The organism is Parapedobacter koreensis (assembly GCF_900109365.1).
Lineage (GTDB): Bacteria > Bacteroidota > Bacteroidia > Sphingobacteriales > Sphingobacteriaceae > Parapedobacter > Parapedobacter koreensis.
Map to the genome: position 1 here is coordinate 1 of NZ_FNZR01000009.1, position 25,175 is coordinate 25,175.

Annotated in this window: 19 protein-coding genes and 1 pseudogene; 9 read left to right on the forward strand and 11 right to left on the reverse strand. The window is 49.7% G+C overall.

The window, feature by feature from the left end; translation table 11 throughout:
• Positions 1 to 114 precede the first annotated feature (114 nt).
• The 4 genes and pseudogenes from BMW65_RS18715 to BMW65_RS18730 all read left to right on the forward strand — a co-directional run bounded on the left by BMW65_RS18715 (position 115) and on the right by BMW65_RS18730 (position 3,431).
• The gene (locus BMW65_RS18715) at positions 115 to 312 is read left to right on the forward strand and encodes a hypothetical protein (RefSeq protein WP_090607753.1); all 198 of its coding nucleotides are present in this window, start codon (positions 115 to 117) and stop codon (positions 310 to 312) included.
• Between the two features lie 59 nt (positions 313 to 371).
• Positions 372 to 620: pseudogene (locus BMW65_RS18720) on the forward strand (type II toxin-antitoxin system RelE family toxin); the annotation flags it as partial.
• Between the two features lie 178 nt (positions 621 to 798).
• A complete protein-coding gene (locus tag BMW65_RS18725; RefSeq protein ID WP_177181214.1) occupies positions 799 to 2,808 on the forward strand; it encodes a tetratricopeptide repeat-containing sensor histidine kinase in 2,010 nt (669 codons plus the stop codon).
• The gene (locus BMW65_RS18730) at positions 2,805 to 3,431 is read left to right on the forward strand and encodes a response regulator (protein ID WP_090607759.1); all 627 of its coding nucleotides are present in this window, start codon (positions 2,805 to 2,807) and stop codon (positions 3,429 to 3,431) included. Before BMW65_RS18725 ends, BMW65_RS18730 begins: the two co-directional genes overlap by 4 nt.
• A gap of 3 nt (positions 3,432 to 3,434) precedes the next feature.
• Here BMW65_RS18730 and BMW65_RS18735 read toward each other — a convergent pair whose 3' ends face one another.
• The gene (locus tag BMW65_RS18735) at positions 3,435 to 4,406 is read right to left on the reverse strand and encodes a TolB family protein (protein WP_090607760.1); all 972 of its coding nucleotides are present in this window, start codon (positions 4,404 to 4,406) and stop codon (positions 3,435 to 3,437) included.
• Between the two features lie 132 nt (positions 4,407 to 4,538).
• Here BMW65_RS18735 and BMW65_RS18740 point away from each other — a divergent pair, with 132 nt between their 5' ends.
• Together BMW65_RS18740 and BMW65_RS24285 are read left to right on the forward strand one after the other, a co-directional pair.
• A complete protein-coding gene (locus BMW65_RS18740; RefSeq protein ID WP_090607762.1) occupies positions 4,539 to 5,387 on the forward strand; it encodes a sulfurtransferase in 849 nt (282 codons plus the stop codon).
• An 11-nt stretch (positions 5,388 to 5,398) separates the two neighbouring features.
• A complete protein-coding gene (locus tag BMW65_RS24285) occupies positions 5,399 to 5,584 on the forward strand; it encodes a hypothetical protein (protein WP_177181215.1) in 186 nt (61 codons plus the stop codon).
• Here the strand turns inward: BMW65_RS24285 and BMW65_RS18750 are convergent.
• The 3 genes from BMW65_RS18750 to BMW65_RS18760 are packed head-to-tail and all read right to left on the reverse strand — an operon-like array spanning position 5,581 to position 11,534.
• Positions 5,581 to 6,867, reverse strand: coding sequence for a glycoside hydrolase family 2 TIM barrel-domain containing protein (locus tag BMW65_RS18750; protein ID WP_143053929.1), 1,287 nt, complete (start codon positions 6,865 to 6,867; stop codon positions 5,581 to 5,583). The genes BMW65_RS24285 and BMW65_RS18750 overlap by 4 nt on opposite strands.
• A gap of 33 nt (positions 6,868 to 6,900) precedes the next feature.
• Entirely contained in the window at positions 6,901 to 8,451 is a 1,551-nt protein-coding gene (locus tag BMW65_RS18755) for a RagB/SusD family nutrient uptake outer membrane protein (protein WP_177181216.1), read from the reverse strand.
• Between the two features lie 26 nt (positions 8,452 to 8,477).
• A complete protein-coding gene (locus tag BMW65_RS18760) occupies positions 8,478 to 11,534 on the reverse strand; it encodes a SusC/RagA family TonB-linked outer membrane protein (protein ID WP_177181217.1) in 3,057 nt (1,018 codons plus the stop codon).
• A gap of 207 nt (positions 11,535 to 11,741) precedes the next feature.
• Here BMW65_RS18760 and BMW65_RS18765 point away from each other — a divergent pair, with 207 nt between their 5' ends.
• Together BMW65_RS18765 and BMW65_RS18770 are read left to right on the forward strand one after the other, a co-directional pair.
• The gene (locus tag BMW65_RS18765) at positions 11,742 to 14,633 is read left to right on the forward strand and encodes a triple tyrosine motif-containing protein (RefSeq protein WP_090607773.1); all 2,892 of its coding nucleotides are present in this window, start codon (positions 11,742 to 11,744) and stop codon (positions 14,631 to 14,633) included.
• Positions 14,634 to 14,683: 50 nt separating this feature from the next.
• Positions 14,684 to 16,231, forward strand: coding sequence for a glycosyltransferase family 39 protein (locus tag BMW65_RS18770; RefSeq protein WP_245747691.1), 1,548 nt, complete (start codon positions 14,684 to 14,686; stop codon positions 16,229 to 16,231).
• Here the strand turns inward: BMW65_RS18770 and mfd are convergent.
• Genes mfd through BMW65_RS18785 form a run of 3 tightly spaced genes read right to left on the reverse strand, consistent with a single transcriptional unit; the run spans position 16,228 to position 20,583 of the window.
• Complete coding sequence (gene mfd, locus BMW65_RS18775) at positions 16,228 to 19,560, reverse strand: transcription-repair coupling factor (protein ID WP_090607777.1); 3,333 nt, start codon at positions 19,558 to 19,560, stop codon at positions 16,228 to 16,230. The two genes, BMW65_RS18770 and mfd, sit on opposite strands and share 4 nt — an antisense overlap.
• A 52-nt stretch (positions 19,561 to 19,612) precedes the next feature.
• A complete protein-coding gene (locus BMW65_RS18780) occupies positions 19,613 to 20,020 on the reverse strand; it encodes a hypothetical protein (RefSeq protein ID WP_090607779.1) in 408 nt (135 codons plus the stop codon).
• A 14-nt stretch (positions 20,021 to 20,034) separates the two neighbouring features.
• Positions 20,035 to 20,583: an RNA polymerase sigma factor gene (locus tag BMW65_RS18785; RefSeq protein WP_090607781.1), complete on the reverse strand. Its 549-nt coding sequence runs from the start codon at positions 20,581 to 20,583 to the stop codon at positions 20,035 to 20,037.
• Positions 20,584 to 20,697: 114 nt separating this feature from the next.
• Here BMW65_RS18785 and BMW65_RS18790 point away from each other — a divergent pair, with 114 nt between their 5' ends.
• Entirely contained in the window at positions 20,698 to 21,069 is a 372-nt protein-coding gene (locus BMW65_RS18790; protein ID WP_090607783.1) for a DUF6249 domain-containing protein, read from the forward strand.
• A 297-nt stretch (positions 21,070 to 21,366) separates the two neighbouring features.
• Here the strand turns inward: BMW65_RS18790 and BMW65_RS18795 are convergent, their stop codons facing one another.
• From BMW65_RS18795 to BMW65_RS18810, 4 genes are all read right to left on the reverse strand, one after another.
• Positions 21,367 to 21,894, reverse strand: coding sequence for a GNAT family N-acetyltransferase (locus BMW65_RS18795; RefSeq protein WP_090607785.1), 528 nt, complete (start codon positions 21,892 to 21,894; stop codon positions 21,367 to 21,369).
• A gap of 64 nt (positions 21,895 to 21,958) precedes the next feature.
• Positions 21,959 to 23,173 (reverse strand): DUF418 domain-containing protein, encoded by a 1,215-nt coding sequence (locus BMW65_RS18800; protein ID WP_090607787.1) that lies wholly within the window; start codon positions 23,171 to 23,173, stop codon positions 21,959 to 21,961.
• Positions 23,174 to 23,185: 12 nt separating this feature from the next.
• Complete coding sequence (locus BMW65_RS18805; protein ID WP_090607788.1) at positions 23,186 to 24,547, reverse strand: MATE family efflux transporter; 1,362 nt, start codon at positions 24,545 to 24,547, stop codon at positions 23,186 to 23,188.
• Positions 24,544 to 25,119, reverse strand: a complete 576-nt coding sequence (locus BMW65_RS18810) for a biliverdin-producing heme oxygenase (protein ID WP_245747692.1) — start codon at positions 25,117 to 25,119, stop codon at positions 24,544 to 24,546. The genes BMW65_RS18805 and BMW65_RS18810 overlap by 4 nt, the downstream gene beginning before the upstream one ends.
• Between the last annotated feature and the right edge of the window lie 56 nt (positions 25,120 to 25,175).

The following is a 25,175-nucleotide window of genomic DNA, read 5'->3' on the forward strand; positions in this document are numbered from 1 at the left end:
TATTCTTTAGTTCATTATAAAGATAATAAGGAGGGACGATGTGGCCGCCATTTTTATTGAACGCGATTATAATTCCCGATTTTTATGTAAGTTTGTATAATAAAAATTGATCAAATGGCAACACTGATTATTGAGAGTTCCGATCCAAAAAATGTAAAATTGCTTACCGAATTGGCCAAAAGACTGGGTGATCGCGTGAAGTCCATCAGTGCTACGGAAACGGAAGACTTGCTTTTAGGGGATTTGATGAACTCGGTTAAGACCGGGGAATACGTAGACAAAGTCGACGTAATGAGCGCATTACGTTCCTAAGTATTGCCTAAAGTCTAAAGTTCAACCCTAACCCTCCATGAACCTAAAAGTTTGACAGATCTTTTTTGAAATCCGTTGAGAAGATTAAGGATGCTTTACTAAAACAGAAAATTGCGGATATCATCGATGATGTGGAATCCGCTCAAGATCTGAGCGACATTAAGCAACTCAAAAAGTTAAAAGGTTATAAATCCTATTACCGAATTAAGATCGGTGATTACCGTGTTGGCATCGAAGCCGGACAACCTGATGAGGTGACTTTCGTTGTCGTCGCCCACCGAAGAGAAATTTACCGGCGCTTCCCTTAGCATTTTTATATTTAGTCCGCGACAGATACGCAATTGCATTACAGCCCCACGTCCCCAGTGGTGGCACCGCCTTTGGCCGGCGTCGATCGCCGCGGCCAAATGATTACTAACAGATTTGCAAATCTGCCCTATCTTCTCGAAATTCGCGATACCTCACGACGGGTATAACTACATGTTAATGGCTCACAATAATCGCATCATCGGTCTATGTTTACTGCTTGCTGGTATTAATTATCAGGCTTTAGCACAGCAGGCAACACCCCATAATCAATATACCGACAGTGTTCTTACGGTCATTAGAAGTATAACGGATAAAGACAAAAAATTTACCAGCTATCTTGATCTAAGCCTTTACTGGAGCGAAATTGACACAACACAGGCTTATCGTTTTATTGATGAAGCAGAAAAGCTGCTTCCAGATCGCCCGTCTGATTTTCAAAAAGGATTAATCCAGCTTTATACAGCCAATGTGATTTTCCACCACGATATTGAACGTGCCAGAAAGGCCTATATGCATGCCGATAAATTACTTTCCACATACAAAACACCCACGTCGTATAAGTACCTTTCGAAAGTATGGAATAATTACGGGATCCTTTACCAATTAGCAGACCGCCCCGAAGCCTACATGCAGGTCATCATAGGCAAAGTGATTCCCTATGCCCGCCTTGCCGGAGACAGCTTAGCGGCAGCCAACGGTTTGACAAATATCGGCTTGCTGCTCACCAACAAATTGTTATATGACGAGGCCGACCGTTATTTCAGTCAGGCAATCCATGCTTTAAAACATTCGGAAGGAGATAAAAGAAATCTTTTTACGGCATATATCTATGCCGCAAACGCCGCCGTACTGGGGGGCCACCTGCAAAAAAGCCGGCACTATCTCGACGACGCTTCCACATTGAGCAAGTCCGTGCCCCACGCCATAGATATTCCGTACTATTACCGTACAGAAGGCCGTTATTATCGTCATATAAAAGAATACGACACGGCGAGAGATTACCTCTTGAAAGCCATAGAACTTGGCAAAACAGGCTATGACGATAAAGCCATCCGGGATAGTTATTATGAATTGTTTCAAACGTATCGGGATGAGGGCAATTACTCCGAAGCAAAAAAAATGCTCAGCCAATCCAATCAATACAATGCCGGCGTAATCGGGTCAGACACCTTATTGCATTTGCGCGAAATGGCCGATATCGATTACAAACTCGGCAATTACAGCGTGGCATTTGAACAAATGCAGCGATACGCGTTGGCGAAAGATAGCCTTTATCGCGCAGACCAAACCAATGAAATCATAGCACTTGAAAAGCGGTTTGAAACACTGGAAAAAGAAAACGAAATCCTCCGATTACAAGACGCTAACCAAAAACAGCGGCTCGCGTTGGATAAGAATCGCATGTGGGCTATTTTATCGACATCGTTAGGTATATTGGCATTGGTCGTTGCATTCTTTTTATGGAAATTGACAAGGGCCAACCGGAAGCGGCTCATCCAGAAAGAACAATTACATCAGCAAAAACTCCAATCCGTAGCGCAAAAAGAGCGATTAAACCAATACCAAACCATATTGCAGGTACAGGAAGAAGAACGAAACCGTATCGCTCGTGACCTGCATGATGGCTTAGGTGGCCTTTTGGCCGGAATAAAACTTCGCCTATCCACGCTGAATGCACGCAGTTTAAGCGTTGCTTCACAGGCTGAGGAAGAACAAGATATGTCGCTTATCATTGGGGATTTAAACCAAGCCTCCAATGAATTAAGGCGTATCGCCCGAAATATGATGCCCGAGGCGCTGTTAGACATCGGATTGGAGCATGCGCTTTCCGACCTGTGCCAATTCCTCGCCTCCTCCCGTACCCGCATTCTGTTTCAAGGATTGGATCTGAAACAAACGTATGTCAATCGTGTGATGATAAATGTTTACCGCATCGTTCAGGAGTTACTTAACAATGCACTTAAACATGCGGACGCTTCTCAAATCATTGTACAATGCAGCGATGAGCAAGACCATCTATTTCTTACCGTGGAAGATGACGGAAAGGGATTCGATACATTAAATCTGAAATCCAAAGGAATCGGATTGAAAAGCATCGAAAATCGGGTCGCCTTGCTAAACGGCCGGATGGAAATAGATTCACAGCTGCGTCGGGGTACTACCATCAGTATAGAAATTCCGTTATGACCAGAAAAATCAAACTCATCGTGGTAGATGACCACCCTGTCGTATTGCAAGGCTTTGCTTACATGCTACAGCACATCCCCGAATTTGAGCTGCTGGCAGATTTTAACGAAGCCAAGCCAGCAATGGCATTTATAGCAAGGGAAAAACCGGACGTAGTCCTGCTGGACATCAGCCTGCCCGATATCAGCGGAATTGAAGCCTGCAACCAAATCGTCAAGTCCAATCCTGCTATAAAAATCATCGGAATCAGTAATAGCAACGAATACAGTATCATCCGGCGCATGCTCGATGCCGGTGCATCGGGATACGTGTTGAAGAATGCTAATGCCGAAGAAATACGAACCTGTATCCATTCCGCGATAGCTGGCAAAACCGGGCTGAGTGAAGAAATAGACCGGCTGATCAACCATCCAAAGGCGAAAGACACATTTCCGGTACTGACCCATCGGGAACAAGAAGTACTTGAACTGCTTGCCCAGGGTCTCAATTCATACGAGATTGGAGAAAAAATTTTCATCAGTCATCTGACTGTTGAAAGCTATAGAAAGACGTTGCTTAAAAAATTCAATGCAAGCAATGTCGCCGCTTTGATTTATAAAGCTTCGGAGATGAAATATATTTAAACACTAATTAATCCAGAATGTACCGCCGTCAACCGCTGGCAGGGTATTCTCGCCTTCGGGCTTTATAATGATCACATCCGCACTATTGTCCATATTATAAACCTGTCCGTCGTTCGGGACTACGGCGAGGTTCCAATAAAAGAATGTCGGCCCGATTTTTTTTGCTACCAGCAAGTGTTTCCCATCCGGTGAGAAGTCGGCGTGAATTTCTCCATCACTGCTTTCCGTTACTTGCCGCAAATTGTTGCCGTCTACGTCCATCACATAGATATGATTGCTTACCATCATGGAAAGCTGGGTGCCCTGCTTATTCACCCTTAGGTTGCCCCATTGGGTGTATGGCATGTCTTTTACCAAAGATAGGCTCGTATATGGGGGAGCGGACTTGAGTATATACCGGTCGTCCAGCGTGAATAGGATGCTATTATCAGGAAGCCACAGCACCTCATCGCTGATTCCAAACGCCACAGGTTCCTGTCCGACATTTACAGCTTCCAAATGGGTGATTACGTTTCCGTCTAAATCAGTAATGACAATCCCATTGTCAAAAGTCGGGTTATACACCACTTTCGTATTGTCCGGGGACAGCAAAGCTGCTATGTCGGTGTCTGTCCCGTACGGCGAGTCGTAGTCAAATTCATCTACGATAGCTCCATCTTCATTGCGTACCAATGTAATTTTGGCCACATCAAACACGCCGGCCTCCCGTTCGCTGGTTAGCCTAAACTGCTCATCCAAGCTCATGTCCCAATTGTTGAATCCGTACGTATTGTAGGTGAAGAAGACACTTTGCTGGTTTGTTTTTAAGTCCAGCTGGTACACATTGCCGGTAAAAGAGTAAATCAGTTTTCCCGCTAACTGTTTAGACGAGCCACCGCCATTCCCGTCAGGATTTGTATCATCGTTTTTGCTACATGACAACACACCGAAAGCAGCAACCCAAGCAAGCGCAATAGCCTTTATTTTCGTATTCATAATACCTCAAGTTGTATGAAAACAAAGGTATACGGCGCTTTGATTCCAGACAATCCCCGAAAACAAGGAAAATGAAATGATACCGTTAGTTCTCAAAATCCTATGTATGTTTGTATCCTAAATAGCAGCCAAATGGACAATCACCTCCCTCCTATTATCGATGCTCAAGGGCTAAGTTCGCTTTTTCATGACCCCAACCTCATCGTCATTGACGCCAGCGGCGGAAAGGAGGCCAGACACAACTATGAGCAACGGCACATAGACGGTGCCTTGTTTGCAGACCTTGAAACGCAGTTAGCAGATACCAAAAGCGATCCCGCCACCGGCGGCAGGCACCCTTTGCCTACGGCCAGCCAGTTTGCCGATACACTTGCCCAGCTCGGCATCACAAAAACGAGCCATATTGTGATCTACGACGACAAGCACGGTTCAAATGCCGCAGCCCGCCTTTGGTGGATGTTGCGGGCCATCGGACACCAGCAGGTACAGGTACTCGACGGCGGCCTACAAGCCGCCGAACAATACGGCTTGCCGATAAATAACAGTCCGGTGGAGCGCAGACAAGTTGAGCCCTATGCGGCAACCGATTGGCTTTGGCCAAAGGCCAATATTGACGAAGTAGCGGACGCCGCACAAGACGCAAACCACATCGTCATCGACGTACGCGATGCCGACCGCTATCAGGGATTGACCGAGCCGCTGGATTTGATAGCCGGGCATATACCGGGTGCCATCAATGTGCCTTATACGACTAATCTTACTCCGGATGGCCGGTTTAAATCGCCTACCGAACTACGGGCATTGTACACCGATATATTGGGCAAAAAAACGGCCCACCAAACCATCGTGCATTGCGGTTCGGGTGTGACGGCATGCCATACGTTGTTGGCCATGGCCAGCGCAGGTTTTGATGTTCCAAAACTCTATGTCGGCTCGTGGAGCGAATGGTCGAGAAGCGGCAGGCCCATGGCAACGGCTTGAGGACTTTCATTATGGAACCATTCATCATCATGTTATCTAAAATATTGGTTGGCATTGTAGCAATTGAGCATCTTTATATTTTATGGATGGAAATGTTTCCCGCCGCCGAAGCATTAAAAACGGCAAATCCCCGCCCCACAAGATGGAAGCGAGGATTTGCCGGGGCTACGCACCGAGCATGGTCACGCAACGTTTAGTCCCTTACAAAGAAAGGAATATTGGCGGTGGCCACATTGTTATTGCCATCCGAAACATAGAGAAACAGCCGGTAGGCGCCGCCTTTGGCCGGAGCCTTAAGGGTAGCTTTGTCCACGGCTGTACTGCTCACCAGCCCCGGAATGGCTTCAGGCCTGCTCTCGCGGTCGCCGCCCTCCTTCAAATCCGTACTTTCCGGCAGCAGTTCCCATCGCGCCGTGAGCTTGTCGTTGTCCGGGTCGGTGACGTATACAGCCGCCGTGTACGTTTGCCCCGGCTTGAGGTAAATGAAGTCCAGCGTCTGCTTGCCATCCAGCAATACGGAGTCCAGGTGAGGCGCGCGGTTCTCGGGCCATTGGCCCGTCCACAGGTATTGCATCACGTCTACCACTTCGTTTTCCTCGCCGGTCTCAGTGAATAATCCGTACCACGTAGGGGTACGTTCCTGTTTCTGCCCCCACAAAAACACATAAGAGCCCAGGCAATGCTTGTCTTTTGCGATGGAAGCTTCATAGCGGCTTTTATAGACCGCTGCCTTCTGACTGCTTGTTTCTTCTACCGAGGCCTTCCAGGGTGTTTGCGGGCCTTCCCAATGGCCGGTAGGGCCCCATTCCGTGACGATGTAGGCTTTTTCCCAGCCGGTGGTCCTGATCTGCTCCGGCACCGACGCGAGCCCGCCGTATACCTGCACCGCAATCAGGTCGAGCGCGGGGCACTTTGCTTTGATGTAATCTATCTCCTTCTGGTTGATGCCTGCAAGCATCGTGGTGACGAGGTGGTTGGGATCGACTTCATGGATCATTTCGGCCACGGCATTCACGGCATCCCATACTTTCGGGTTACTGTAATGCAGGTTCAGCTCATTGCCTATCCCCCAAGCAAGCAACGCCGGATGGTCTTTGTATTTGAGCACTTCCGCACGGACGCGCTGCAATTGCTCAGCCACGGCTCCCGCATCGTTATAATCGAAACCATGGCGCTCATTGCCCATGCTGATGCCCATGGTCACCGTGAGTCCCAGCCGGTGGGCCTCGTCCAGCACCTGTTGTCCGTTAGCGGTGCTCCACGTACGGATGGAATTTCCGCCGTAGGCTTTCAATCGGTCCATATAACTGGTGCCGCCCGCTCCTTTGATGAAGTAAGGCTTCCCGTCGCGCAGCAACGTGTAGCCCCCGTCTTGTTTGACGATCTCGGTTTTTATGGGTTTGCTTGTCTGGGCTGATGCGTGGAGTGCCAGCAAGAACAGTCCAGCAAGCATCCACGTTGTCAACTTAGAAAAATTCATGATAATCGGTTTTTAATGTCCAAACGTTTCCTGTTACCTGAAATTTGTATTCGCGTCTATTTGTGTCTGCGGTATGGGCACATATTCGCTCTGCCCGGGTACGAAGTCCGGTCCGAACACCTGCTGTGCCCTTCCCGTGCGTACGAGGTCATTGAAACGTTCGCCCCACCACTCGCAGGCAAATTCGGCCCGGCGTTCATCAAGGATCTGATCAAGTGTGACGCCCGTAATAGGCTCCATATTAGCGCGTTCGCGCACCAGCCGGAAAGGCTCATCGCCGTTCTGCCCTTTACGCACCCTGGCTTCGGCATTCAACAACAGCACATCAGCGTAGCGGAGGATACGCACGTTGTTGTTGGCCCCATATTCCAAACGGCCCTCGGTCATCTGCGATGTAGGCAGGTACGTTTTGCCGTTGAAATACTTTGTCCCGAAATCATTGCCGTATACACGGTCGCCGCTGGGCGTTTCGACAAACGTCGTCGGATTGCCATCCACACCGCAGTATAAAATGGTGGTGCGCAACCGGGTATCGTCGCCGCGATTCGTCAGGAAATCAACGATATTTTGCGATGGTGGAACCCATCCCGCTCCGGAGATGGCACTCCCGCGCTGATCGCCTGCGGGTCCCTGCCAGCGGAAGAAGGTACCCCAATCGACACCGGGACGCACAATGTCTCCTGCCGGAAGACCAAAATCGGAATACTGCAACTCAAAGAGCGACTCGTTTGACAGCCTGCCGGGGAGCTTGAAAAGCTGGTAGAAATCCGGGTAGAGCGAAAACTTGTTGCTGGCGATGATCGCATCGGTGGCCTCCAGCACCGTGTCCCAGTATGGGCTCGCATTGTCGTTTCCAGCCAGATCAGCCGCTGCTTTGGCTTTCAACAACAGGGCCGAATACCGGGTGACCGCCCCTATATGTACGGACTCATTCGGCCGGGCGTCTTCCAGATCGGCAATACAAGCGTCCATCTCGGCGATGATAAACTGGCGGACTTCTGCGGCCGTGCTTTTTTCAATAGTCGTAAGCCGAGCGATATCACCGCTGTCTGACAGGATGGGTACATCGCCAAACAGGCGCGTGGCCATCAAATGGGCATAAGCCCGCAAAAAACGCACTTCAGCCTGATACTGCCTGTTGAGCGCGGCATCGGCGGTATTGCCTGAAGGGATCGTCTCGGCGAAGCGTTCCAATTCCATCAACGCATTGTTAGCGCTGATCGCGAGGCTGTAGTAGCTGATCCACGATTGATTGAGCCCCCAGTACGATTGTATCGTCACATCGCGCTGGAAATTTTTGATGCTCATCAGCTCCGGATTGTCATTCGGGTTGGGTGCTCCCTTCTCGTAGTCGTCTTCGCGTACGCACCGGATGGAGAGGTCTATCCAGTGTACCAGGTTGTCGTCAGACGCGGCACGATAGACACCCGATACGGGCGCATACATCAGCGAAAGATTGGTATAATCGATTTCTTCAGATCGCTGCTGGTTTTCCAGCGGCTTATCCAGGAATTTTTCGCATCCACTCAGCAAGGATGCCGTGGCGATGCATCCACTTAGCACGATATATTTATAGTTATTCATGGTTATCATATTTATGTCGTTCACACTTAGAAAGTAACATTCAGACCCAAGCTGTACGTGGCCGATACCGGGTACACGTTGGCATCATACCCCATGCCGGATACCTCCGGCGTAAATCCGTTGTAACCGGTGAAAATAAACGGCCTATCTGCCGTAGCAAACACGCGTACGGGTATGGTTTCGCGGATGTTGAAACTATATCCTGCCTGGATATTCTGAACGCGCAGGTAGGCGCCGCTTTCTACAAAGAAGGAGCTCGCCTGCAGGTTCCACGCGGCGACACTGCCTTGGGCCGATGGATAGGTGTTGGTAGACCCTTCGCCCGTCCAAAGCCCGTTGATAAAGGCTTCATCGGCATTCATCTGCGGGTACTTGCGCCGCATGGCCCGGTTGAGGTTGTGGATTTTATTGCCGGCCACGCCCTGCAACGCCACGCTGAAATCAAACCGTTTGTAATTGAGCGCGATATTAAGACCGTAAGTCAATTTAGGCAGGTAATTGCCCAAGTTTACACGGTCTTCCTCATCCAGCTCGCCGTTGCCATTCTGGTCTTTGTACTTCAAATAACCGGGTTGGATGGGAGCGCCCGGGTTGACAGCATTGTATCGGCTTGCAATCGGATCGGCATCGATTTCCGCTTGGTTTTGATAGACGCCCGCCACTTCATATCCGTAATAATAATTTATGGGTTCATTCTCCTCAATGCGTGCCGGGAATTCAGCCGTCCACTCCGGGAATCCATTCATGATGTTGTCAAGTCCACCGAGATCAGTGACCTTGTTGCGAAGCGTGGTGGCATTTACGCCGATGGAGTACCCCAATTGGCCGACCTCATCTTTCCAGTCCAATCCGATTTCCCAACCGCTGTTGGCTACGCTGCCCCAGTTGCCGTACACGCGATCCCAGAGGAAGGGTATCGGGCGGCTGAAGGCCAGGTCTTTCGTGCGGCGGTAGTAATAATCTACCGTACCGTTCAGCCGGTTGTCCAGCAGGGCAAAGTCAATACCGCCGTCCCATTCTTCTACCACTTCCCAGCTGACCTGCGTGAAGAACCTGCTCACCCGGTAACCCGGAATACGGCTTCCGTAGCTTGTACCAATGCTGCCGAATATCGCAGAATTGTTGTTGCCCGAGTTGATGATGGCATACCCGGCATTGGGCTGGATACCGTCATTACCCAGAAGACCCCAGCTTCCGCGGATCTTCAACAGGTCAAACAGCGACTGGCTCTCCATAAAACCTTCACGGCTGAGCACCCATCCCAAGCCTACCGAGGGGAAATACCCCCATTTGGTCTGGTATTTGGAGCTACCGTCTGCACGGAAGGTGGCGGTGAGCAAGTATTTATTGTCATAGTCATACGTGCCCCTCGTAAAGAAAGAAACCCCGGCATTGCGGAAGCCTCCTTCGCCGTAGCCGGTAGCCGATCCGATACCTTGTGCGCCCTGCCCTACATACCAGAATTCGGACGATTCCGGCACGTCGTTGGCAGATACCCACGTCTCCCGCCAGCGCTCTTCACGGGTAGACTGCCCAAGCAGCACCGTCCAGTGATGCGCTCCGGCATTATCCCGATAGGTGAGGAGGTTGTCGAGAATGTAATTATTATTCCGCGCTTGGGCCGATCGTAAGTAAGACCTATCGCTCCGCTGGTTGTTGTCAATATAGTATACCGGCGTGTAGCCAATGGCATGCGTAGATTGGTAGCGTTGGCTCAGCTGCGACCGGAAGGTGAGTTTCTTTTCCCAGAATTCGGCTTCTACATAGGCCGTGGGCAGTATCTGGAATCCTTTGTTTTCGCTGTGGTTGTAGTATGCCGTGGCAATCGGGTTGTTGAACCAGAAGCCGGAGGGAATGCCTATGGATGCGCTGGTTCCAAACTTGATTGGATCGGCGAGTTCCAAATTGGGATCGTATACCGGATACAGCGGAGATGCAAAATAGGCCTGCCGGAAGGCAACGTTATTCGGCGTAAACTCATTGAAATTGTTCAAGTGGGCGGTGATACCGATTTTTAGCCACGGTGCCACCCTCGCCTCGGTCTGCATCCGGATATTGTACTTACGGGAATAGTTTTCCGCATCCATGATACCATCTTGGTCCAGGTAGTTCGCGCCGAAGGTATAGGTGATCTTATCACTACCACCCTGCACGTCCACATTGTGGTTGGTGATGAGCGCCTGTGACCGCAGCAGCTCGCCATACCAGTCGGTATTCATGGTGGGGCTGTTGCCTTGCCCGCCAAACTGCGCTACCGAATTTTCGACGACATAGTTATCGCCTTTGGCGAGCGAATAGGCTGCAAATTGTGCCCCATCAGCCATTTTCAGCACATTACTCGGGGTCTGGAAACCGACGTAACCATTGTAGGTGACGCGGGGCTTCATATTGAGACTTCCTTTTTTGGTGGTGACGATGATCACACCATTTGCTGCCCTTACGCCATAAATCGCTGCACCTGAGGCATCTTTCAATACAGACATGTCGGCGATGTCATTGGGGTTTAGGAAATTGATGTTGTCCATAAACATCCCGTCTACCACATACAGGGGGCTCTCATTGTTAAATGACCCCACACCCCGCACACGCACGGTGGGCGAAGCGCCCGGCGCGCCGGAGCTTACTACCTGCACGCCCGTCACGGCGCCCTGCAAGGCGTCCATCGGGGTAGCGATGGTGCGCTTCGCGGCGTTCTCCATATTGACCGTGGCAACCGGCGCAGTGAGATCACCCTTGCGCTGCGTACCATACCCAATCACCACCACTTCGTCCAGATTAAAGCCCACGTCGGGCATCAATTGGATATTCATCGCAGTACCGGAAATCGCCAACGTCTGCCGCGTGTAGCCAACGGCAGAAACGATCAGCGAATCGGCTGCCGCCGGAACGGACAAGCTGAAGGTCCCGTCTTCGGAACTGGTGGTTCCGACACCGGGCAAGTCCTTTACGGTGATCGAGGCCACCAGCGGATTGCCCGCTTCATCAGTGACGTTGCCCGTCACTGCCCTACTTTGTGCCCATACATATCCATGCATGCAGGACAAAAGTGCTATCATACCAAGTAATAATACACCTTTTTTCATTAGCATAATTTTTGTTTTTAAAGCCATGAAGCTTGCGCAACTCATGCAGGTTTCATTAGCCATCTGTTAAATTTGGATCTTGTTTACAACTAGTGGGGTCAAAAATAGTGTGATGCCCCAAAAAACACACAAAGACCCACTACATCATTTCTACATCAACATGCCGTAATCCTTGTTTTTCGCTATATTTGCGTGTTGTAGACACTCATGATGCATAGCTGGCGGTTGCTATCCGTTTTATTCGTAATGCTTCCTTACGTCCTATGGGGGCAAAATACCCTGGGGATTCCGCTGGTGTTTAATTACAGCAAGGCCGTATTCCAAGGTGGAAGCCGTACCTGGGATATCAAGCAGGATAGCCGGGGTATCCTATACTTTGCCAACAACGACGGACTAATCACGTTCAATGGCCACTATTGGAGCACCTATCCCCTACCCAATACCACCATACTGCGATCGCTCGAAATCGATGAAAACGATCGGATTTATGTAGGCGGACAGGGGGAGTTCGGCTATTTTGAAGGGAGCCCCCGTACCACGCTGCATTATACCTCGCTCAATGACCTCGTGCCGCAAAACCACCGGAATTTTGCGGATGTCTGGAACACGGCTACTTTCGGCCAATCGGTTTTCTTTCGGGCCACTGATCGGATTTTCCAATTGACGGACGGCCGTATCGCCGTGCATACCCCTGCTGCCGAATGGCTGTTTCTGGGCCGGGCAGGCAAACGCCTGTTTGCCCAGGATAAAAACCGAGGCCTGCTGGAATTCAGGAACAACCAGTGGACATCGTTGGAAAACGGAAACCTGATGGAGGGGATAAATATCGCTTCGGTATTCTCCCTGGGCAGCGACAGCATCTTCGTGGCGACGATAACCAATAAAACTTTCCTGTTGCTCGGTAATACGCTCCAACGTATGGACACCGCACCATGGCAGGATCTATACACGCCGTCGTTTGCAAAAATCAGTGATTCCACTTATGTGGCGGCGACTGCTACGGCGGGATGTATCATTCGCAACTTGGACGGTAGCGCAATGCAGCACATCGCCAATGCGGAAGGCCTGCAAAACAATAATGTCTCCAAGGTATTCATCGATAAAGACCAAAATATATGGGCAGGCATCGACAATGCCATCGCCGTGATCAGCTACAACAGTGCGGTCAAGTATTTCCGTCCAAATCTGGAAAACGATGTCACGGGGTTCTCGACGCGGATTTTCAAGAATAACCTTTACGTCTCTTCCTCCAACGGCGTATATGTAGCGCCGCTGACTCCTGACGTAGCCGATCATAGCCTTTCCCGAAGCACCTTTTCGCTGGTCAGCGTCAGTGACAGGGGTGAAGCCTGGCGGCTGGAGGAAGTAAACGGGCAGTTGCTTCTTGCCCATAACAAAGGGGTCTTTGCCATAACGGACAGCATAGCCAGCCCGATTTCGACGGGTACGGGCTCCTGGATGTTCCTGCCGCTATCATCGCCGCCGGCGCGAGACGTTCTGGTAGGCACGTACCGTGGCATCGATCTGCTTCGTTATGCAAACGGCCTTTTTGAGCGGGCTGGTACACTTGCAGGCCAAGCTGATTCGTATCGCTTCCTGGAACGCGACGAGCAGGGTACCATTTGGGCATCACACCCGTATCGGGGCATCTACCGCCTCACCTTATCGCCGGATAGCACGGAATACACCGTACGCCTCTATACCAACAAAGACGGGCTGCCGTCTGCTTTCCAGAATTTTGTCTTCAACATCAGAAACCGAATCGTATTTGCTACCGAAGCGGGCGTGTATGAATTTGACAGGGCGACCGACCGCTTCATCCCGTCGGAATCGTTTGGGCAATTTACGGGTATCCCGATAAAGTACTTACAGGACGATGCCGAGGGGAATGTGTGGTTTTGCAGTGGGAAACGGATCGGCGTGGCCAAGTTTGCCTCAGGGAAGATCGCTGCCGGCATCACCTATTTTCCGGAGATAGAAGGGCTCAACACCTCCGGATTTGAAAACATCTATCCGTACGATAAAAACAATGTCTATATTGGTTCTGAAACGGGCATCATCCACATCAACTACGAGAAATACCAAGCAAACACGCCTCGGCCCTCGGTACTGCTCTCGCGCGTGAATACCACCAATGGAAAGGACAGCACCATCTTTGGTGGTTATTTCCCCAAAAACGGGACAGGCTCCTTCATCCAGGACAAGAAGCAGATACCCCGACTGCACGCGTCGTTTGATGCGTTCCATTTTGAATATGGCTCACCGAGCTATGGCATACAGCACCAGCTTACCTATAGCTATTGGCTCGAAGGCTATGATACCGGATGGTCGGCCTGGAGCGCCCATACCGAAAAAGACTATACCAACCTGCCGAGCGGCACGTATACGTTTAAAGTGAAGGCGCGCAATAACCTGAACGACGAGTCTGAAACGGCGGTTTTCTCCTTTGTAATCTGCCCGCCATGGTACCAAACGAGATGGGCCGTGCTGGGCTATGTGATCGCTGCCCTAATCGGCATATACCTGCTCATCCGATGGCAACAACGTATGTGGCGTCGGCAACGGAACAAATACGAAGAACAACTGGCACAGCTGCGCTACATCCACCAGTTGGAAATCGAAAAAAACGAGAAGGAGATCGTAAAGCTGCAAAATGAAAAGCTGGAAAATGAGGTTTGGGTGAAAACAAAGGAACTGGCTAATACCAGTATGCAGCTCATGGAAAATACAGATGCCTTGAGTAAAGTCAAGATCGAGCTGAAGAAATTACACCTAAGCCCAGAGGACGAAAGCGACCTGAAACGAATCACTTCGCTACTCAAGGATATCGAAAAGAATAGTGCCAACTGGGATCAGTTTGCCTCCCATTTTGATGAGCTGAACGATGGCTTTCTCAATCGGTTGAAAGCACAGCATCCCCACTTGTCGCGCAATGATCTCAAAGTATGCGCTTACCTGCGATTGAATTTTTCTTCCAAACAGATTGCGCAGCTTCAAAACATTTCGGTACGCGGCGTGGAAATACACCGCTACCGGCTCCGGAAAAAACTGGGCCTGCAAACCGAAGTATCGCTGAACGAGTACCTTACCTCCGTTTAAATTGTAACGTATACAGCGTTGGTGCGTCAAAGCCCCAAGACGATTAACCAATGCTGAAAAGAATAAACATGACCACCGAAGCTGCGCTCCTCGCGGGCTTCATCCTCGCAAAATTTGCCCTGCAAGCGATACTGATCAGTCCAGCATACGAGTTGCACCGCGACGAGTACCTTCACCTCGACCAAGCGAATCACCTGGCTTGGGGGTACCTGTCCGTGCCACCGCTGACGTCGTGGATATCTTACCTCATCAAGCTCTTGGGCAATTCAGTATGGTGGGTGAAATTTTTTCCGGCGTTATTCGGTGCGCTGACCCTCGTTGTGGTTTGGAAAGCTGTAGCGGCACTCGGCGGCGGACTGTTTGCCCGTGCATTGGCTGCCACCGGCGTGCTGTTTTCGGTATTGCTGCGCCTGAATACGCTCTACCAGCCCAACTCGGTGGATGTGCTGTGCTGGACAGCTTTTTATTACACGGTAATCCGGTATATCGGCACCGAGCGGCCAAGATGGTTGTTCATCGGGGCAGTGGTGCTGGCCATTGGATTCCTGAACAAGTATAATATCATTTTCCTGGTCGTCGGTCTGCTTCCCGCCATCTTGCTCACGACACAACGAAGCGTACTGTCCAACCGCCGGTTTTGGGCCGCGATGGGCCTCGCTTTACTGCTCATATCGCCCAACCTGATCTGGCAATACCGCAATGGCTTTCCGGTGGTGCAACACTTGGGCGAACTCGCGGATAGCCAATTGGTACATGTAGACCGTTGGGGGTTTCTGCGGGCACAGCTCGTTTTTTTCTTAGGCTCGGTGGTGCTCATCCTCGCGGGTTTATATGCCCTGCTTGCCTACCAGCCGCTACGACGGTACCGCCTGTTTTTCTGGTCGTTTTTTGCCACACTGGCCGTGTTTATCTATTTCAGGGCAAAGGACTACTACGCCATTGGCCTTTACCCGATATATCATGCTTTCGGGGCGGTCTTTCTCGCCGACGTATTGGACACGGGCTGGAAGCGGCTGCTTAGGCCTGTGCTGCTGCTCTTACCGCTCTTGTTTTTTATACCAATGTACCGCTTCGCCTTCCCAAATAGATCGCCAGCATATATCATGGCCCACCACGATAGCTACCGTGAGATAGGGTTGCTGCGGTGGGAAGATGGCAAAGACCACGATCTCCCTCAGGATTTTGCCGATATGCTGGGTTGGAAGGAACTGGCCCGCAAGGTGGATAGCGCCTATGCACAGGTGCCCGATCCCACACGGACGCTGGTGATGTGCGACAACTATGGCCAGGCAGGGGCCATCAACTATTATTCGGAGCGCGGGATACGCGCTGTGTCATTCAATGCCGACTATATCAATTGGATGGACCTGAGCCAGCCGTATAGCCACTATATACGGGTAAAAAGTGCTTGGGAAGTCGAAGACGAACTGGAAAAGACCAGTCCGTATTTTGAGCGTGCAAACATTACAGGGGCGATAAACAACCGCTATGCTCGGGAATACGGTACCACGGTCATGGTATTCACCGGAGCCAAGATAGACATCAATGAACGCCTACGGGCTGAAGTGATGGAGAAGAAAAATGCCAGTCGGCGCTAAGCCGCCATATCCCGCAGGATACCGATGGCTACGCCGATATCATGCACTTGCTCAAAGGCGATACGGAGCGAGCCTTTGACCTCCTTGAGGTTGCAGATGGTAGGATTTTGCTGCACGAACTGGAGCACCTTGCCAAAGCGGTCACTTTCGAAATAGCCGGGATTGGTGGCAAAATAGCCCCGCAGCAAATTGTTTTTATAAGAGATTTTCTCGAAGCCGATTTCACGGCCCAGCCATTGGAGGCGCAAGGTATTGAGCAGCTCTTCCACCTGACGGGGTACGGGACCAAAGCGGTCGCGCAGTGATTGCTTGAAGGCATCGAGCTGCTGCTCGTTTTCCAGCTTGGCGATTTCGTTGTACAGGTTATACCGCTCGGAAATATTGGTCACATACTCATCGGGGATGAGCACTTCCAAGTCGGTATCGATTTGGGTGAATGATACGTAGTCACGCGGTTTTACATCCTTGAAAAGGTCCGCAAACTCGTCATCCTTCAATTCCTGTATGGCCTCATCCAAGATCTTGTGGTACATCTCAAAGCCGATTTCGGCGATGAAACCACTTTGTTCAGCGCCTAATAGGTTGCCGCTGCCACGGATATCAAGGTCGCGCATGGCCACATTGAAGCCACTGCCCAGCTCGGAAAACTCTTCGATGGCACTGAGCCGCTTATAGGCCTCTGACGTGAGCGTGGAGAGCGGCGGGCTCAGCAGGTAGCAAAACGCTTTCTTATTCGTTCGTCCCACACGGCCGCGCATTTGGTGTAGATCGCTCAAGCCAAACATATGGGCATGGTTGATGATGATTGTATTGGCATTGGGGATATCCAGTCCGGCTTCGATGATGGTGGTAGCCACCAGCACATCATAGTCGTGGTTGATGAACTTGAGCATCACGTCTTCCAGCGCATCGCCTTCCAGCTGACCATGGGCTACTCCTACGCGGGCGTCCGGCACGAGCTTCTTGATGAGGAGGCCCAATTGCGGCAGGTCGGCCACGCGGTTGTGGATGAAAAACACCTGCCCACCACGGTCAATTTCATACGACACGGCCTCTTGTATCAACGTCTCATTGAAGACATGCAGCTCGGTCTGCACCGGCTGTCTGTTGGGCGGCGGGGTATTAATGATACTCAAATCGCGCGCACCCATCAGCGAAAAGTGCAACGTACGCGGTATCGGCGTAGCCGTAAGCGTAAGTGCATCCACGTTGGCACGAAGCTGCTTGAGCTTCTCCTTGACGCCCACACCAAATTTCTGCTCCTCGTCTACAATCATCAGGCCGAGATCCTTGAATTTGACGTCCTTGCTTACCAAGCGGTGGGTGCCTATAATGATATCCAGTTTGCCCTCGGCCAACCGCGTCAGGGTATCCTTGATTTCTTTGGTGGTCTTGAATCGGTTGATGTAATCAATAGAACAAGGAAAACCCTTAAGCCGCTCGGAAAATGTGCGGTGATGCTGCATGGCCAAGATGGTGGTCGGCACCAATACCGCCACTTGCTTGCTATCGGCTACGGCTTTAAATGCTGCCCGGATAGCTACCTCGGTCTTGCCAAAGCCCACGTCGCCGCACACGAGCCTGTCCATTGGGTGGGGCGATTCCATGTCGCGTTTCACGTCCAGGGTGGCCTTCTCCTGATCGGGCGTATCTTCGTAGATAAAGGATGCTTCCAGTTCGGTCTGGAGGTAGGTATCCGGGCTGTATGCATTGCCGGTCTGTGCCTTACGCTGGGCGTAGAGCTTAATCAGATCCCGGGCGATGTCCTTAACTTTTTTTTTAGTGGTTTTCTTGAGCTTATCCCAGGTGTCGGTGCCCAGCTTGTTCATCTTGGGTACCGTACCCTCCCTGCCTGTATATTTGGAAATACGATTAAGCGAGTTAATATTGACATACAGCAGGTCATTATCGGCATACACCAGCCGAATCATCTCCTGCATCTTGCCATTGACCTCCACCTTTTCCAACCCAGCATATTTGCCGATACCATGGTCGATATGGGTGATATAGTCACCGGGCTTCAGATCGCGCAGTTCCTTGAGCGTAATGGCCTGCGATCGCTCGTAGCCTTTTTTGCGCTTGTATTTGTAATAGCGGTCAAAGATCTGATGGTCGGTATAGCAGGCAACGCCCAGTTCCACATCGACAAACCCTTCGCGCAGGGCGGTATTGATGGGCGTGAACATGACAGATTTATCCAAATCATCCAAGATGGTGAGCAGCCGCTCAATCTGCTTGGGTGAGTCGCTGAAAATGCAATTGTGGATACGTGCTTTTTCGTTTTCCTTAAAGTTGTGTATCAGCAGGTTGAAATCTTTGTTGAATGAAGGCTGCGGGCGCTGATCGAACGGGATGGTTTCGGTAGGTTGGTAGAAAAACTGCTTCCCAAATTCTACCACGGCAAAATCATACAGCATGGCGGCAAGGTTTTTCTCGTCAATAAAATTATACCGGGGATTTACCCATTCGGGATTCTGATGCTTATCAGCCTCAGGGAGCGCCTTCCATAGTTCGCTTGCTTTCTTGTAACCTTTGGCTACGACATCCAGCGTGAATTGTACATCTTCAAACCAGATGGCTGAATCTGCCGAGATGTATTCCAATAGCGAAATGTTGCCTTCCGTCAAGAACTTGGCCTGCACATTGGGGACAATCGTGACGGTGTGTATCTTGCTTACCGACAATTGGCTTTCGATATCAAAGGTGCGGATGCTTTCAATATCATTGCCAAAAAATTCGATACGGTAAGGCAGGTCATTGGAAAACGAAAAGATATCCACGATGCCGCCCCGTATGGCGTACTGGCCCGGCTCATACACAAAGTCTACGCGCTCAAATTCATATTCTTGCAGAAACTCGTTGATGAAGTCGATATCGAGGTTGCTGTTTTGGGTAATTTCAAGCGTATTCTTCTCCAGATCATTCCGATTGATGACCTTTTCGGCCAGCGCTTCGGGATAGGTGACCACCATTTTGGGCAGCTCAGTCGTATGGTTGAGCGTACTGAGCGTCTCGGCACGCTGTAATACATGCGCGCTGTCCGTCTGTGTGAAGTCAAATGCCTTGCGGTAGGATGCCGGGAAAAACAGCACCTGCCTATCCAACAGGCCTTCCAAATCGCTGAGGAAATAGGAAGCATCCTCATGGTTGGGCAGCACAAATATCATGGGCCGCTCCTGCAACTGATAGCATGCCACAGCCGCCATCGCATCAGCCGATCCGATTAATCCACGAAGCTGGACTTTCGGATTTTTGCCTTGCAATGCCTTTGCCAAAGCGCGTGTGCGGTCGCTTTCCTGGTACTTCGCTAAAATATCACCTATACCCACTGTCTGAAAAACGGGGCAAAGGTACGGAAAAATTGGGGCTTATAAAACTATATTACCTTTTCCATACCCATTTCCGGTCTGCAAACTGGATGGCGCATACCGCGATAGTGACAAAAACGATGATGGGCAAATAGGCTTTGAGCCACAACAACGCGGCTTTGAGCTGCGGGAGATCGACCAGGTAGTAAAATACGGTAAGGGCCAAGAGCCCGGAAAAGATACCCAGCGCAAGGTGAATCGCATCTGCCCGGCGGTCTTTTTTGTCCTGGATCAGGATAATCTCAGCCATCACATCGTCTGCCAACCCCAGGTATGGTTCTTGGCTGGCCGTTGCCTTTTCCTTATCCAGCGATTCAAAGAGCAGGGTATATGCTTCGATGTCTGCCATCGTGAGCGGCGATTGTTCGGTTTCGGCTTGCTCTTGCAGCAATTTCTTCAATTGTTCGTCTGTCAATTTCATGAGTTCCCTCCTAGTTATACCAAGCTGGCCAATTTTTCTTTCAGCAATTTCCGCGCCCTGAACAGGTGGCTCTTTATCGTGCCCTCAGACAGCCCCGTTATTTGGGCAATCTCCTGATAGGAATAATCATCGATGTGAAACAGGCTAACCACCAACCGGTAATTCTCCGGCAGCTGGTCAATCATTTTCAAGATAAAGGTACGCATTTCCTTTTGATCCAGCGCATGTCCGGGATGGTATTCCCCGGCCAGCTTGTTCTGGTAGTCATCTACTTGATCAGTGACCGCCTGCCTCCGCATCATGCTTTTGAGGTAGTCCAGGCTGGTCGTGTAAGCAATCTGGGCGATCCATGTGGAAAGCCTGCTCTCCTGCTTGAAATGCTTCAGGTTTTTATATACCTTGATGAATACTTCCTGGCAGACGTCTTTCACACTTTCCTCATCTTTAATCACGCGCCGTACCATGCTAAGCACCAGCCGTTCGTTCATATTGACCAGCAACCTGAAGGCATGCAGGTTCCCCGCATTTATCTTGGCTATCAGTTCGTGGTCCGAATACATCATTGCCTGATTAGACGATGGGCGATGGCTACAGGTTTCAAAAAAAGAAAATTAAAATAGTTGCAACTTTCGGACGCCAAAGACCGTCACACGGGCAACATTTAAAAATTAAAGAAAATGAACGGACATGTTGAATCAATCATGGTGGTGGGAATCATCTTCTTCACCATCGCTTACATCATCGAAACCATACTGAAATATCGCCTACGCTCGCGGATTGTTGCTTCAGGCCTTACCGATGAGCGAGTCATCAAGGGGTTGTTTTCCAGCAAGGTGGATAATAAATTCAGCTCACTAAAGTGGGGGCTTATCCTGTTATTCAGCGGTATCGGACTTATCGTGCTGGAGTATGTGCCTCATGATTACGAATCTCCCCTGCCCTACGGCATTGAGGGGGCTTTCATTGCATTGGGGTTCCTGATTTATTTCTTTATCGTGAATGGCAGGCAACTCCAATCCAGCGGCACGCAGGAGCCGGGCATTGATTGACGAAAAACAGAAGGGATCGTCCATGCCAAAAAGCAGGGCGATCCCTTTTATTGTTTTATCATTTTCAGAAATCCAAGACCGGAAACAACGTTTATATAATGAAATGGCTTTAAGTGATGATACGGTTTAAAAACTGAAGTTTTTGCCGACAGCCGAATTCTGTTGATAGGTACTAGGAAGATTGGCCACAATACCTGCAAAAAGCTTGGTAACTACTTAGGCACGAAAAACATTACACTTATTAACCGCACACACGCCAATAGGTAAATGAATGCACAAAAAGGAAACGTTGCATAATCAATCTATAGAACTGAGCAATTTTTGCTCGTAAATTGCACTCAATGTTTCTTTCGAAAACGAAGCATTTAACCATTTGGAATCCAGCTCGACGTCATACTTTTTATAAAACCTAATCGCTGATTCGTTCCAACGCAGCACCAGCCCAGATATGCCGGTATACCCACCTTCTATAGATTGCTTGATTATACGTTCGAAAAGTAATTTTCCGATACCGCCGCTACGATGGGTTTCGCACACATAAAGCTCTTCAAGATAAAGCTGGCGGCCCGTCATGGTACTGTAACTGGCATAATATAAGGCGTACCCAATGATTAAGCCGCTATCCTCTGCTACATAAGCATCCCAAACTGGCATTGCACCAAAGCCGGCATCTTCAAACTCCGCCAGTGTAACTGTCATCTCCTCGGGTGCCTTTGAGTAGACGGCCAGTTCGTATATCAACCGCTGTAATCTCCGGCAATCCTCTTTTATTGCCTTTCTTATATGAATTTGACCGTTCAAATAAGAAGCTGTCTGATTCTGCATAAGTATTTCATTAATCGTTAAATTCTAAGTCTATTTTGATAATATCTGCTCATTTATACGGGTTTCAGCCATAGGTAAGCGACCGCCATAATCTTTCCATTGGCCCTGCTCCGTAACGCTTCACCCAAAAGTTACTGAGGGCGATCTGTAAGCAATAGATCATCACAGCGACGATCATTGATTGCCAAAGAGTTAATTTTCCAGACAAACCAAATGCGTAGCCGTAGAATAAGACCATGCAAAACAGGGTCTGAATTAAATAATTGGTAAGTCCCAGCCTTCCCGTATTACCGACCCAGCGGATCAATGTGCCCGACCGGGATTCCAGGGAAGTGGCGAGAAAACACAGGTAGCTTACCGTCAGTAACGGAGTTCCGATAAATTCACCCAGCGTAGCCAATAACACATTGTACCTCGTAGCGCTTCCGCTTAGCAACTGTACATTCAGCAGATCCAAGCAGGAGATGCCTTTTAAAACCAGCGCGCCCGGTAAAAGAATTATTGCAGCTTTGACCAGCTTTGGCTTTAATTCAGTTATCCGGCTAAACAAGTGCAACTTGCCCGCAATGAGCCCCAACAGGAACATGATTTCATAATGAATAAAACCCAGCAGGCCATTCATGACCGACATTATCCAAAGCATGGCCACGCCCAATTTTTGAAGACTGAGCACTCCGATAAACGAGCCGTGCTGCCAAGTTTGAACGACCTGCATGATTACTTTATCCATTTCCGGGTCGGGGACAGCGGTATCCGCGGGTGAAAAAATAACCGGCCTTGCCACTTGGAAAGTGATCTGTATGCACACTAATGTCGTGATCCAGCGCAGGATAATAGCTACGCTCTTTCTGCTGAAATAGATCAAGGTAAAACCCAACAGGGCATATTTATGCAAGATGTCGCCGAACCAAAACACGAAAGCGTGAACCAGGCCAAAAACCAGCAGCACCGTGAGCCTGCGTCTGAAAATTTTTATCCCGTCCAGCCCAAGGCGATTGTTCTTTTTCAGCATTAAGTAAAAACCCAGTCCAAAAAGAAAGCTATAGATCGTGTAAAACTGCCCTTTGATAAAAAGGTGGATAACGAACTGCACTGGTACATAGGTATCCGGCTGGTCCAGTTGAAGGTCGTAGACCTGCTGCGGACGCAGAAAGGCGAATAAGGCATACGTCTGGATGTTAAAGATCAGGATGCCGAGAAGCGCGATGCCTCGTATCACATCAATACTGACGATACGGATACCCTCGGAACCATTGGGCCGTGTTGGAAAATTGCTCATATATTTTGGTAATTAGTATGTTACTTTAAGGATTTTCATACTTATCCTTTTGAAACGTAAAAAGAGCAGTAATGATGCTGTCATTAAACTAAGTGTTAACCCACACCAGACACCTTGAGCGCCCCAATGAAACACAATACCCAAAACAAAGCCGATTGGTATACCGAATATCCAATAGGCCAGGAAATTGATAAAGGTTGGTATATTCACATCTCCCATACCACGCAGAATACCCAGGCCGACAACTTGCAGCCCGTCAAACAACTGAAAAATTGCTGCTATAATAAATAATTGCGCAGCCAGAGATACAACCGCCTGGTCTGAAGTATACATCAACGGCAGCAGGTGATTAAAAGAGGCGAAAATAATAGCGGTGAAGCTCATAAAGATGATCACAATATGGTAGGTCGAAATTGCCGACCGCTGCAAAAGATCAGCGTTCCCGGCACCAAAATGATTGCCTGATTTGATAGCGGCCGCTGCCGCAACTCCGCTGGCCATAATGTAAGTTAGTGATGCCATATTCATCGCAACCTGGTGGGCTGCCTGCGCTACCGGACTTATGGCACCAACAAGAATACCGGCTCCGGCAAAAGCACTTACCGCAAATAGCTGTTGCATCGATACCGGCAAGCCGATTCGTAACAATGCGTGAAAACTACGCCGATCAATATGTCTCCATAAAAATTTGGTTAAGTATTCCTTAAAGTGCGTTGAACGAAATACATAAAAAACCATGAAGACAGCCATCAGGGCACGTTCGATCAATGTGCTGTAACCTGTACCTCGAATACCCATCGGAGGAATACCGAATAGCCCCTTTACAAAGATGATCCCTAAAACAATATTCAGGATGCTACCCCAGATGGAGATCTTCATGGCCTGTTTCGTGAAGCCCAATCCTTCCGCAAACTGTTTGAAAGTATTGAAGATCATGAAGGGGATGAGCGATACACCCATAATGAACAAGAATGGCCGGGCCTGCTTAATCACCTCGGGAGATTGTCCCAGATAAGGCAGGGTCAACACCACACCTGCGCATACGACCGTAAACAATATAATTCCCGCCGCAGTATTTAGCAGTAAGCTATTGATCAAAAGCTTGCCGCATTTATCTTTGCGCCCCGCGCCACTGTATTGAGCGATCAGCGGTGTAATGCCATAGCAGACACCGAGGCCCATCATCAGCGGGATAATAAACAGGCTATTACCAAGCGATACGCCGGCTAGGGGGATAATGCCTCCAAAATGACCGATGACCACGCTGTCGCTCACTTGCGTTAAAATGTTCCCGGTTCGGGAGATAACCAGCGGAATGGCCAGCCGTAGATTTTCCCGGTAATGGGAATGGTATTTCGTATATAGTGCTTTCATGTAACAGCGTGTTGCGGTTCACCGAAAAACTCGCTAAACCGGCTGAAAGTAGCCAGTGCGGAAGCGGTAAGTGCGGAAGCCGCTTCCGGATCATCCGAGTAGGCCTCCAGGGCGTCCTGAAAGGCCTTCCACATCTTTCCTGTTTCCGGGCCGTAACCGGAAAAGAAAGACACTCCTTTGCAGATGCCATGCTTCGCCAGCATCTGCACGATGACGCTGCCGCCCATTATAGAGCCTTCCATGACGTACAAGGCACCCAGGGCTTGCGCGGTACTCGAAATTTCCGGCAGCTTTGGTTGGGGTAGGCTTTCGCTGCTGCCCCCGAGTTCCACAAGATCGGTTTTCAGACGTTCCGATTTACGTCTTTGGGCAAAATCTGGCAAGACGGTTTCGTTAATAAACGGGGCAATGGCCTTTTCCAGTGCGCTGAAGTAGCTGTAAAAATAGCCGAGCAAGCCGGCGTAATTTACTTCGCTGCGGATGGCTTCAAGTTTAAGGACCACGATTTTTTCGAGTTCCAAGTGTGCAGCCATGGTCGTGGCCTTGATGTGTAGACTGATCATAAGTTTCATAAATTAAAATAACGTGTGTCTGACAGATGTGCAATTGCCGAAGATAACCTGCTCAG